Raw genomic sequence first — 12277 nt, 5'->3', positions numbered from 1 at the left:
GCATTTGCAATAAAAATATATACTAAGGAGTTAATTATGAAGGAAATTCTTCGTGAAATTGGAATGATAGCAAGGGCATTAGATTCTATAAGTAATATAGAATTTAAAGAATATGACCTTACAAAAGGACAGTATTTGTACCTTGTGCGAATATGTGAAAAACCGGGAATCATTCAAGAAAAGTTATCAGAGCTGATAAAAGTAGATCGAACAACGGCAGCTCGTGCTATAAAAAAACTTGAAATTAATGGATTTATTGAAAAGAGAGAAGATGAATATAACAAAAAAATTAAAAAGCTCTTTCCAACAGAGAAAGGGAAAAATGTTTATCCTTTTATAAAAAGAGAAAATGATTATTCTAATATCGTTGCATTAGAGGGATTTTCTGAAAGAGAGGTAGAAGCCATTTTCAACCTTCTTCAAAGAGTAAGGAAAAATATAGAAAAAGACTGGGAATTTGTAAAAAAGGGAAACAAGAGAAATTATTGATTATATAAAGGAGCGACATATTTAAATGACTATAAATATAAAAAAGTGTACTCTTGAAGATTTACGCAAACTTCAAGAAATTAGTTATGAAACATTCAATGAGACATTTAAACATCAGAATTCACTCGAAAATATGAAAGCATATTTGGAAAGGGCGTTCAACCTAAAACAATTAGAAAAAGAATTATCTAATATTTCATCACAATTCTTTTTTATTTGTTTTAATAATGAAGTCGCTGGATATTTAAAGGTCAATACCAATAATGCTCAGTCTGAAGAAATGGGTGATGAATCACTTGAAGTCGAGAGGATTTATATAAAGAACAAATTCCAAAAACATGGGCTTGGCAAATATCTGCTAAATAAAGCTGTGGAAATTGCGATGGAACGTAATAAAAAGAAAATCTGGTTAGGCGTATGGGAAAAAAATAAAAATGCTATTGCTTTTTATAAGAAAATGGGGTTTATCCAAACTGGAGCTCACTCTTTTTATATGGGTGATGAAGAACAAATGGACTTTATCATGACTAAAACACTCATATAACTTTTTTGAAAGGTGGGTTATTATGTATATTCCAAAATATTTTAAGATCACAAACGTTGAAGAAATTTGGGATTTTGTTCAAAAAAACTCTTTTGGCACGATTATTACAACAGAACAAGGGAAACCAATTGCCACTCATTTGCCTTTGGGGTTAAATAAAAAAGGTGATGATTATTATATTACTGGACATATGGCTTACGGAAACCCCCAGTGGAGAACATTTGAAAACTGTGAAACCTGTGAAGATATGCTTGTTATGTTTCAGGGGCCGCACGCTTACATTTCTTCTTCTTGGTATGGGCATGAAGAAGTTCCAACATGGAATTATCAAGCCGTCCATATATATGGTAAAGGAAGCATTTTAGAGAAAGATGAATTAATAGAAGAATTAACAATAGTACTGGAAAAATATGAAAGAAATCGAAAAAATCCAGTTTTATGGGATAAACTTTCTCCTAATCTTTTAGAAAGAGAATTGAAAGGTATAGTTGGATTTAAGATTAAGGTGGGAGAAATTCAGGCTGCATATAAATTGAGTCAGAACCGCAATGAAACGGATTATATTAACATCATTAATAAATTACAAAACGAAGGAAATCCAAATTCTAATCAAATGGCAGAACTGATGAGAAGGAGATTTAAGAATCACATATAAGCCTATGTTCTTCAACTAAAGCACTCGTTAACTTAAGTACATTTCTTCACAAATTTTTTATGAAAAGTCGCTATTATTACAGAAGATGCCAAAAGTAATCAGCTTCGTTTAAGCGCCTTTAAAGATGTCATGCAAGAAGAGGGAATAATTGTACCCAGCGATTATGTAGTGAAAAAGCAGTTGCGATTGGAAATGCACACGGTATGTACAATGGAGATCCTACTGTGGTTAACAATGCCGTTGGAAATGCTCCTTATTCAGATTACTTTACAGATCATCAAGATGTGATTGATGCCGCATACGAAAACGCTAAACATCCTAATAATAAAAGGAAAATAATCGTAAGAAACGAAGAAGTTTAAGGTGAGCTTGCTGATATATGAGCTTTCTTCTATTACATTCATTAAAGGGGGATTATAAAATGTCTGATTTGTATTCTCGTCTTTCCAAAAATGATGCCGCTGTTCTTTTAGTGGACCACCAAACAGGTCTTATTTCCAGCCTAGTGCGTGACTATGGTATTGATGAATTCAAGAACAATGTTATGGCTCTGGCTAATACCGCTAATTTTTTTGATTTACCAGTTATTTTAACAACAAGCTTTGAAAACGGACCGAACGGCCCACTAATGCATGAATTGGTTGAGCTCTTTCCTGGTGCGCCCAAAATAGCTCGTCCTGGACAAATTAATGCATGGGACAATGAAGAATTTGTTAAAGCCATTGAAGAAACAGGTAAAAAGCAACTAATAATTGCAGGGGTTGTTACTGATGTTTGTGTTACGTTCCCAGCACTATCTGCTGTAAACGCAGGATATGAGGTATTTGTTGTAACTGATGCATCAGGGACTTTTAGTAAACAAGTTGCAGATGCTGCTCTTATGCGTATGGCTCATGGAGGGGTCCAACTAATGAACTGGTTTAGCGTTGCAGCAGAATTACAGCGTGACTGGCGAAATGATGTTGAAGGCTTTGGATCTTTACTTGCTAAACATCTTCCTAGTTATCAAAATATCATGGAAAGCTATATGAGAGCTCAAAGAGAGCTTAGCAAGTAAAATTACTTAATTAATAGTAGTACTGTTTCATTTTTTCTTTTGTATTTCTATACTTATTTTTTTATGTGATTCCGTCTAACTGTGGCTTTGAGATAAAGTTCTATAATATAAGACATCACAACAAACGTTTGGTGATGTCTTATTTGTTTTATGTGATTACTGTATAGGAATTAATATTTTACATAAATGATTGTCAATTATTTATGAAGTATATCTTTCTACCATTTTAGGTTTCTCATCTTTCATGTACAAAATGTAAATAGGATCATGAGTGAGATCTATTGGCTGACCCGGGATTTTTTCAATGCGCATCGCACCTTTTGTTTTCACCATCGTATAGTAAGGATTGAGGGGAATTTCTTCAACTGGGAGCGTTTTGACGAATTGAAAACCCAGGGAATGCAAGTATTCTTGACTTTTTTCAGACCCTGCTAGATAATCTTCTTTCGAAACTATCTGAAGAGCACCACTAGGATCGGCACCTACCAAAGGATCAATCACATGAGGAGCAAGAAGTTCTGGCTCAAATATATAATTGAAAATTTAACTATTTTTTAAGTACTATGAAAAACCCCCTCGTTTTATATACGAGAGGGTTTTTCATAGTGTCCACTTTGTATGTGTGAATATTAATTTACTTTTTTTATAAATCCTTTGTAATGACGTTTTACAAGCTGACTTTCTAACGTTTTCATTGTTTCTAATGCTACCCCTACAATGATGAGTAAGCTTGTGCCACCAATTTGAGCGGAAGGCGGTAAAGTAGCAACCTTCGTGAATACAAGTGGTAAAATTGAGATAGCACCTAAGAAGATGGCACCGATAAATGTTAAGCGATACAAAATTTTTGTTACATATTGTTCCGTTAATTTCCCTGGTCGGATACCTGGAACATATCCGTTTTGCTTTTTTAAGTTTTCTGCCATTTGTTCAGGATTTACTTGGATAAATGAATAGAAATATGTGAAAGCAATAATAAGACCTACATAAAGTGTCATACCGACTGGATGTGCAAAATCTAGATTTGTACTTAACCATTTAGAAACACTTGAGTTCGGGAAAAGCTGTGCAATTGTCCGCGGCGTCATAAGAAATGCGGAAGCAAAGATTACCGGAATTACACCCGCACTATTTACTTTAAGTGGTAAATGAGTATTTTTTGCTCCTTGGTATTGATTGTTTCCTGTTGCAGCTTTTGCATATTGAATCGGTATTTTTCGAACCGCTTGTTGGATATAAATAACACCGATAACGATTGCTAAAATAACTAATCCAATCAAGATGATTTTTACGATATGCATAAAGAGTTGATCTCCAGCATTTTGGAATTGTTGTAAATAAATTTGATTTACGACATTCGGAATTGCCGCAACAAGCCCTGCAAAGATAAGCATTGAAATTCCATTCCCTACGCCATTTGCAGTAATTTGTTCACCTAACCAAAGTAAAAATGCAGTACCAGCAGTTAGTACTGTAGCGATAAATAAATAAGTAGTCCATCCTGGATTAGAAATTAATTGCCCGCCTGCTATATTGTTAAAGCCGATAGACATCCCTATGGCTTGAATGAATGCGAGAATGATTGTAAAGTATCGGGTAAATTGAGCTGACTTTTTGCGGCCCATTTCTCCTTGCTTTGCCCACTCTGTAAATTTTGGTACAACATCCATCTGTAACAACTGTACAATGATGGAAGCCGTAATGTATGGTGTAATACCTACAGCAAAGATTGAGAAGTTTTGCAATGCTCCTCCGCCAAATACATTAAGCATACCTAAAACATTGGCTTGATCTTGTACTTTTAATACCTCTGCATTAGTATGAGGAACTGGTATAAACGTACCAATTCGAAAAACAATTAACATCGCAAGTGTAAAAAGGATTTTCCTTCTTATCTCAGCTGCTCTCATAAAATTTGAAATCGTACGAAACATCATGTCGCCTCCTGTATTTTTTATCAGCTACCTAAAAGGAAAAACTGAATATTATATCCTGATGAATAAACCACAAACCTCCTTCCGTGTAGAATTCATTTGACAAATGGATTTTCATACATTTTGTAGTTTTGTCACGGATATAAGAAATACAAGTATGTATATGAGCGATAGATGGATAATCGCAATCATTCAATAACCATAATATACCTAATAAATAAAAGAATGTACATAGATAAGACTGAAAAGAATGAAAAAACACATGAGAAGGATTAGGATTTGCCTGTTTTTCATAAATATTGCTTATACGAAATTTTAATTGCTATAATTTTTTTAATAATGAAAAGGAGGTGAGTAGATTCCATGATATATGTAATAAGTAAATGTGTGGAAATACATCTGAATCGTTCTCACTCATATGGATGCTGTAATAGTTTGTTTTCTAAAATATAATCCTGAGATTCATATATTTCCACATCGTTTATGTAAAAAATAAAATGAGGTGGATCGTATGATGAAATTGAGTTCTATGCTGAAGATAGTAGAAACTGTTGATGATAAATGGAGAAGTTCGTTAGCAGAGCAAATTCTCGAAAGTTGGGAATATGACAAGAAGTCATTATATTATTTTCGTTCAAGTGCAAATTTCATATTTGTATTCAAAAAGGATGGAGAATGGCATTTTCTTAGATTTATAGAAAAACAGGAAAGAAATATAGATGCACTTAAAGATGAAATAGATATTTTGTTTTATTTATCTCGCCATTCCATACGTGTTGCAGAACCAGTTCAATCAAAAAATAAACGTTATATTGAAGCGGTTGAGACTGAATTAGGAATTTTTTATGCAGTTGTTTTTAAAGGACTTGACGGTAAGCAATACGAGGTTGAGCAATTAAGAGAAGAGCAATTTTTATTATGGGGAAGAACTTTAGGTAAGCTTCATCAAGTTTTGAAAAAAATGCCCAAAGATTTTCATCAAAATCGTGCAACCTGGAAAGATCATCTTAATTTTGTAACAAAAACATTGCCTGAAAGTGAGTGGGCTGCCTATAAAGAATTAGAGAAAATTTCTACTTGGGCGAGTAATTTATCTATTACCAGTGATAACTTTGGAATCGTACATTATGATTTTGAATTAGATAATCTCTGTATAAATAAAGACGAAGTTGGAATTATTGATTTTGATGATTGTGCTAACTATTGGTACGTTGCGGATATTGCATATGCTTTACGAGACATATTTCATGAGGGAGTAGATATGGATCATCCATTCTATCAAGTATTTCTCAAAGGGTATACACTTGAAACAACAGTTGATAAAGATATTTTAAGGGATTTACCATTGTTTATGAGGATGCATCAATTAATTATATTTGCGAAAATGCTACGAACGGTTGATATTCCAGAATCAAAGAATCATCCAGAATGGTTACAGAATTTACGAAAAAAACTTATGAAGCAGTTCATTGAAGACACTCGTGAAAGGTTGGAAAAACTACATTCCTAAACTGTAGTAAAAAGCATACTGCATCTGTTAGTATGCTTTTGCTTTGTATTGATTTATAAGTGTTTTTTATTATAGGGAAGATATGGACAATCAATCCTTTATGGTTATGGAGGCGAAATAAAAATCAAAAAACGAAGGGAGATTAGTATCAAAAAATACTAGTATCCCTTCGTTTTTGTGACTAAAAATAAAACTGATGTAAATGTAGTTTTCCTATATTATTTGTTTGGCATTGCAGATATATATTTTTTAACTACTTCATAAACATATTCTTGATTTGCCGATGCTGTATTTGGATTGTATTTACCATTATTTGTTTTATTATTAGATAGTACTCGAATGCCTAAGAATGGTACGTCATAAGCTTTTGCGATTTGTGCTGCGGCAGCACCTTCCATTTCTTCTACAGATGTACCGTACTTAGTATGGAACCATTTAATGCGATCAACTTCATTATTCCAAAGATCTGCTGAGCCTATAGTACCTTCAACTACTTTACCCTTCGTGTACTTATCTTTTACTGCATTAGCAGCTTCAAGCAAATCTTTATCGCCTTCGTAGTAGCGGGCCTTTTCGGCATTCGGGTCTTCTCCTGCACTTCCTTCAGAAGCCATTAAGTCCATAGATATCCATTTTGTTGGATCCATTCCTTGATTTTCATCCATATTTGCTGTTTTTAATGAACCTATGTTTGTAACTCTTTTTCCTAATACAATATCAAATACGTTTAAATTCGGATCATGTCCACCTGATGTCCCTTGATTGATGATTGCGATAGGTTTATATTTTTCGATTGCAATTGCTGTAGCTGCTGCTGTATTTTCCATTCCTTTACCTGTTTTCGCAACGATTACAGGATAGTTATCTACTGTTCCTTTATAAAATACAAAAGTTCCTGATTTTTCTTCTTTCACATCTTTTAACCTTTTTGCAAATTTTTCAGCCTCTATTGGCATTGGCCCTTGGATTAAAATAGGCTTTTGAATTGTTTTCGATTTCGCTTCGTTTTGTGAAGATGAACTACATCCTGCAAGTGCAGATAAGGCTAGTACACTAGTAGTCATTAAGACAGCACATTTTTTAACGATTTTGTTCTTCATAAATAATCTCTCCCTTTTTCTTGTTGTGTTGTATACTCGGCGTTTTAATCAAAGAAAAAAGTTCTAGAAAATGTAGAATGATTTCTACTTTCTAGAACTACGGAAGTCAAAGTATAGTTAATTCAGCAAAAATAGACTAATGCTAAATTATCAAACGGAAGCGGCTAAATACGCCGAACAACCGAGCACTTTAACCCGTAGTCCAGTTCTTTTATTGGGAACTAGGTAGAAACGCTCGGACCATATTACCGAGTATATACGAGTGATGGTATTTAAGATGATTATATTGATAATATAGCAAACTTATAATGGATATCCAACAGAAAAGTGAACTTTGTTTTTTATAATTTGTTTTAATGTTCGGTTTTATCGAGGTGAGAATGAAAGATAGGCCTGATTTTTAGGGATTCAAAACTAAAATAGCGGTATCAAATTTTTAATACAGTACCATTAAAGTATATATCTGGGAATTTTGTACCGGTACAGTTTGATTTAATTCACATTGTTTGTAAGCCACTTGACCTTTAGAATGAGCATATAGTGAAGAAGGCTATTAGTAATAATTCTATTTTAATCAATGCACCTTTTAAAGGATACTCTCGCTGTTTCTAGATAATTATCAAGTTTTAAAAAGATATATTTATATTACAAGAAAATAGTAGAGGAAGTGTTTTATATGACAGAATTTCAAAAAATGTTCTTTTCAAGATTGAACCTTGAAAAACAAAACACTATCGCATTTGAAGACTTAAATAAAATAATTAGAACGATGGCTTATGAAATACCTTTTGAAAATTTGGATATTGTGACTGGGACTACAAAAGAAATTTCTAAAGGAAATCTACAAGAAAAAATATTAATGAGTTCACGTGGTGGACTTTGTTATGAGTTGAATTCAATTATGTATTATTTTTTAAAAGATTGTGGTTTCGATGTTCAATTAGTATTAGGTACTGTTTATGATAGAGAAACAGAAGTTTGGGCCCTTGAGGAAGGACACGTTACAATCATTTTAAATTATAATCATGCAGTATATCTAATTGAGGTAGGGCTTGCTTCAGTGGTGCCTTTGATGCTTGTTCCATTTACTGGTGAGGTTGTTAAGTCGATAAATGGTGAATATCGTATTAGAAGAGAAAATTCAGATAAAGGGTCTTACGTTTTAGAGAGGCGAGATGTTAATCTATTACCTAAATCAAAAGAGCAGATAGAATGGAAATTATGTCATGCTTTTCATACAGATGTTATTGATGAAATAATCTTAAATCGAGTGCAAAAGAAAGTGATAGAAGATGAAAATTCCCGCTTTAATAAAGGACCAATTGTTGTGAAACTTATGGATTCTGGGTACGTTTCTTTAACGAAAGAAAGCCTAACTCAAACAATAAATGGTCAAAAAGATAAAAAGTTACTTACAGAACAACAATATACAGAGATATTAGAGGATAAATTTAATATTAAAATGTAAAAACAATGTAATTTATATTTCATTTTGAGAACAAAGAAATGCTTAAGTTGATGGTATGACGCTATTAAAGCGTAGTTTTTCGATTTACCGCCGATATCGCTTATAGTAATATTGTACTATAAAAACAACAATGAATTAAAAAAGAAGGAGCTATCAATGACAATTATCGCTAAATTAAACCTTAATAAGTATACAAATATGGTGGTAGTCAACCAACCAGAAGATTACGACGTTTTTACTGAACAAGCAACTACGCTTTCTAAAGATCATGATGCTATTTTCATTTTTGTAGAAACAATTGATGAGATGATTAAGCACACACAACTTATTCTTACTAAACAACTATTACTTGAAAAAGGCTATTTATTTTTTGCTTATCCGAAAAAAGGAAATACTCGTTATGAAACTTTTGTTCACAGAGATGAAATATTTCCAGCAATGAACGTTGGAGAAGATGGATATGTGGGTAATAGTGATATCAAATTTGCACGGATGGTAAGTATGGATGATATCTTTACTGTCGTTGGTTTGAAACGTGAAAAAAAGAAAGTTAAGAAAACATCTGCGGCTAGTCAATGTGTTGCTGATTATGTAGAGAATATTAAAGATGTAGAAGCATTATTAACCAATCATCCAAATGAACTTCAGTTTTATCAAAGTTTAACACCAGGATATCAAAAAGATTGGGCACGCCACATATTCTCAGCAAAACAGCAACAGACACGTGACAAGCGTGTACAGCAAATGATTGAAATCCTTTCACAAGGTTATAAATCAATTGATTTATTCCGTAGAAAGAAGAAATAAAGAAAACTTAATAGTAGAACGTGGACAGTTTAAAATTAGGGACTGAATGTTAAATACTAAGATATAAAAAACACATTCTTGATTTCATGCTATAAATAGGGAATCAAGAATGTGTTTTTTTGTGAACTTCAGTTTTTTATATCAAAGTACATAATGATGACACAATTAATAGAATGAAAAAGTTGAAAAAACATCTCCTTCCAGTATACTGAATATGGTTCAAGATTTATAAGAGTTGCTTTTTATAGCACATAAAATGTGTAGAGCTCTTGTGCAGTAAATAGAATTTAAAAGAATGAATAAGAAAAGGTGTTTGAAATGAAATCGTATATTGTAGTTGGAGCTGGAATTTTAGGAGCGTCTACTGCTTATCATCTCGCTAAAGAGGGAGCTAATGTTACTATAGTTGATCGCCAGGATTTAGGGCAAGCAACGGATGCAGCAGCAGGCATTGTATGTCCATGGCTTTCGCAACGACGTAATCAAGCTTGGTATAAAATCGCAAAAGGTGGAGCCCGCTATTACGCTTCTTTAATTAAGCAATTAGAAGAAGATGGCGAAACAGATACAGGTTATAACCGAGTAGGTGCTATTAGCTTACATACAGATGATAAAAAGTTAGATCAAATGGAGCAGCGAGCATATAAAAGGCGCGAGGATGCACCAGAAATTGGTGAAATTACTCGTCTATCGCCAGAGGAAACAAAAGAATTATTCCCGCCGTTATCGGAGAAATATGGAGCTGTACATATAAGTGGTGCCGCTCGTGTAAATGGAAGAGCACTGCGTCAATCTCTTGTAAATGCTGCAAAAAAACATGGTGCTACTTATATAAAAGGAGATGCTGTTTTAATTCATGAAAACAATTATGTTAAAGGTGTTCATGTGAATGGTGAAATATTAACGGCAGATCAAGTAATTGTCACTGCAGGAGCGTGGGCAAATGAATTGTTAAAACCACTTGGTGTTAACTTTCTTGTGACTTTCCAAAAAGCACAGATTGTTCATTTACATATGCCAAACACGGATACTGAAAATTGGCCAGTTGTAATGCCGCCAAATGATCAGTACATTTTAACTTTTGAAGATGGCCGTATAGTTGTAGGAGCAACGCATGAAAATGATACTGGTCTTGATTATCGTGTTACAGCCGGTGGTTTACATGAAGTCTTTGATAAAGCATTGTTTGTGGCACCAGGGTTAGAAAATAGTACGATGTTAGAAACAAGAGTTGGTTTTAGACCATTCACACCAGGTTTCCTTCCAGTTATCGGTCCACTACCTAATTTTAAAGGTATACTCGTTGCGAATGGTTTAGGTGCTTCTGGATTAACAGCAGGTCCATACTTAGGTTCTGAACTTGCGAAACTTGCTTTAGGACAGCCAATAGAATTAGATTTAAGTCATTATGATGTAGCCGGTGCAATTGAATAGTTATTACAAAAAAAGATTAGGAGCAATTACCTAATCTTTTTTGTTTCTTTTTTCATTACCCGAAGTAAATTTTATGTGTGCAGAGGGAATTTTGAGTATTTTAGAGAAAAGCTATATGAATTGTAAGTTTGAAATTTAGGAGATTAAGGAGTTGCCTTAGGTGGATAATATTGAAATAAGAAGACCCATTCTCAGTGATTATGAAGAGTTAAAACAACTTTTTCATACAGTTATTATCGATACGTTTGCTAGAGAAGGTTTATCAGATTGGGCTGATGACATAGAAAATGAAATTGAAGCTAAAAAGCAGTACTTAAAATGTGACTTTGATAGCGATGGGGAAAATCGATATTTTTTAATCGCTGTAGATAAACGTTGTAATAAAATTATCGGTACAATTGAGTTTGGGCCATCTAGCAAACTGATTCATGAGTGTACAGATGGCGTATTAAAAGACTTGTATGAGGTGGGGACTGTATTTGTACTGCCGAATTATCAAAGACGCGGCATAGGAAATTTGCTTTTAAATGTGGTACTCCTTACCTTATTAGGGAGAGGGATTACAGAATTCTGTTTGGATAGTGGGTATACGAACGCACAGAAGATATGGAAGAACAAATTTGGAGAGCCTAACTTTTTGCTACAGGATTATTGGGGCGAGGCGTGTGATCATATGATTTGGAAAAAACGTATCAATGATATACCTATAATATTTAGTAGATAGCAAAAAACGGTATTTTCACTCAGCACGAATAGCTTTTCTTACATACATGTGCTATTATTTACCTTTACAATAAAAGAGGACGTGAAGCAACTTGATTAAAATTGATTTACCTACAGTTGATGTTTCAATCACAGAAAGAAAACAAGTAATAAAAGGCGATGAGCCAAGAATCACTCCAATTCATGGATTCATTGATTTCCACCTGTTCCCAAGAGATAAAAGCGGCATTTTTATGTTTTATAACATTAATGACGAACTTCTTTTTGTTGGGAAAGCACGTAAAATAAGACAGCGTATTAAAAAGCATTTTGAAGACAACGTTTCACCAATTAAAGCACATCGTGATGAAGTATACCGCATTGATGTATGTATTGTAGAAGATGCAATGGAAAGAGAAATTTACGAAACATATATTATTAACGAGTTTCAAGCGAAGTACAATGTGGATAAGGTATTTTATAAATAAAATAAGAGCAATTTAAAACATGATCTTAGTACTATATTAAGGTCATGTTTTTTTATTTAATAAAAAATATCGGATCCCCTTAGACTATT

At 33.4% G+C, this 12277-nt stretch carries 13 protein-coding genes, 1 pseudogene and 1 riboswitch; of the genes and pseudogenes, 11 read left to right on the top strand and 3 right to left on the bottom strand.

From position 1 onward, the window contains the following. The first annotated feature begins 36 nt into the window (after positions 1–36). The 5 genes and pseudogenes from AC1M36_RS22195 (at position 37) to ycaC (ending at position 2745) form a co-directional block, all read left to right on the top strand. Positions 37–489 (top strand): MarR family winged helix-turn-helix transcriptional regulator, encoded by a 453-nt coding sequence (locus AC1M36_RS22195; protein ID WP_336451073.1) that lies wholly within the window; start codon positions 37–39, stop codon positions 487–489. Positions 490–514: 25 nt separating this feature from the next. Further along, entirely contained in the window at positions 515–1033 is a 519-nt protein-coding gene (gene paiA / locus AC1M36_RS22190; RefSeq protein ID WP_336451074.1) for a spermidine/spermine N(1)-acetyltransferase, read from the top strand. 22 nt (positions 1034–1055) lie between these two features. Continuing rightward, positions 1056–1688, top strand: coding sequence for an FMN-binding negative transcriptional regulator (locus tag AC1M36_RS22185; protein WP_336451075.1), 633 nt, complete (start codon positions 1056–1058; stop codon positions 1686–1688). Positions 1689–1864: 176 nt separating this feature from the next. Further along, positions 1865–2050: pseudogene (locus AC1M36_RS22180) on the top strand (hypothetical protein); the annotation flags it as partial. 59 nt (positions 2051–2109) lie between these two features. Further along, a complete protein-coding gene (gene ycaC / locus AC1M36_RS22175) occupies positions 2110–2745 on the top strand; it encodes an isochorismate family cysteine hydrolase YcaC (RefSeq protein WP_336451076.1) in 636 nt (211 codons plus the stop codon). 201 nt (positions 2746–2946) lie between these two features. Here the strand turns inward: ycaC and AC1M36_RS22170 are convergent, their stop codons facing one another. Then, complete coding sequence (locus AC1M36_RS22170) at positions 2947–3234, bottom strand: hypothetical protein (RefSeq protein ID WP_336451077.1); 288 nt, start codon at positions 3232–3234, stop codon at positions 2947–2949. Between the two features lie 140 nt (positions 3235–3374). Continuing rightward, positions 3375–4679 (bottom strand): preprotein translocase subunit SecY, encoded by a 1305-nt coding sequence (secY, locus tag AC1M36_RS22165; RefSeq protein ID WP_336451078.1) that lies wholly within the window; start codon positions 4677–4679, stop codon positions 3375–3377. A gap of 511 nt (positions 4680–5190) precedes the next feature. On the opposite strand from secY, the gene AC1M36_RS22160 reads away from it, so the two are divergent. Continuing rightward, positions 5191–6189, top strand: a complete 999-nt coding sequence (locus AC1M36_RS22160) for a phosphotransferase enzyme family protein (protein ID WP_336451079.1) — start codon at positions 5191–5193, stop codon at positions 6187–6189. A gap of 218 nt (positions 6190–6407) precedes the next feature. Here AC1M36_RS22160 and AC1M36_RS22155 read toward each other — a convergent pair whose 3' ends face one another. Continuing rightward, complete coding sequence (locus AC1M36_RS22155) at positions 6408–7289, bottom strand: 5'-methylthioadenosine/S-adenosylhomocysteine nucleosidase (RefSeq protein WP_336451080.1); 882 nt, start codon at positions 7287–7289, stop codon at positions 6408–6410. 178 nt (positions 7290–7467) lie between these two features. Beyond that, positions 7468–7571, bottom strand: a riboswitch (purine riboswitch). Positions 7572–7965: 394 nt separating this feature from the next. On the opposite strand from AC1M36_RS22155, the gene AC1M36_RS22150 reads away from it, so the two are divergent. The 5 genes from AC1M36_RS22150 (at position 7966) to AC1M36_RS22130 (ending at position 12188) form a co-directional block, all read left to right on the top strand. Beyond that, positions 7966–8757 carry an arylamine N-acetyltransferase family protein gene (locus AC1M36_RS22150; protein ID WP_336451081.1) on the top strand — a complete coding sequence of 264 codons (792 nt, stop codon included), beginning with the start codon at positions 7966–7968 and terminating at the stop codon, positions 8755–8757. 156 nt (positions 8758–8913) lie between these two features. Beyond that, positions 8914–9564 (top strand): YdeI/OmpD-associated family protein, encoded by a 651-nt coding sequence (locus tag AC1M36_RS22145; RefSeq protein WP_336451082.1) that lies wholly within the window; start codon positions 8914–8916, stop codon positions 9562–9564. A 318-nt stretch (positions 9565–9882) separates the two neighbouring features. Continuing rightward, complete coding sequence (locus tag AC1M36_RS22140; RefSeq protein ID WP_336451083.1) at positions 9883–10998, top strand: NAD(P)/FAD-dependent oxidoreductase; 1116 nt, start codon at positions 9883–9885, stop codon at positions 10996–10998. A gap of 160 nt (positions 10999–11158) precedes the next feature. Then, positions 11159–11722 carry a GNAT family N-acetyltransferase gene (locus tag AC1M36_RS22135; RefSeq protein WP_336451084.1) on the top strand — a complete coding sequence of 188 codons (564 nt, stop codon included), beginning with the start codon at positions 11159–11161 and terminating at the stop codon, positions 11720–11722. A 91-nt stretch (positions 11723–11813) separates the two neighbouring features. Then, on the top strand, positions 11814–12188 hold the full coding sequence (locus AC1M36_RS22130; protein ID WP_336451085.1) for a nucleotide excision repair endonuclease: 375 nt from the start codon (positions 11814–11816) through the stop codon (positions 12186–12188). The last annotated feature ends 89 nt before the right edge of the window (positions 12189–12277 follow it).

The sequence above is a fragment of the Bacillus sp. Medicinal_06 genome (assembly GCF_056711665.1).
The sequence above is the reverse complement of the archived record's forward strand: the minus strand, read 5'-3'. Positions and strand labels throughout refer to the sequence as shown.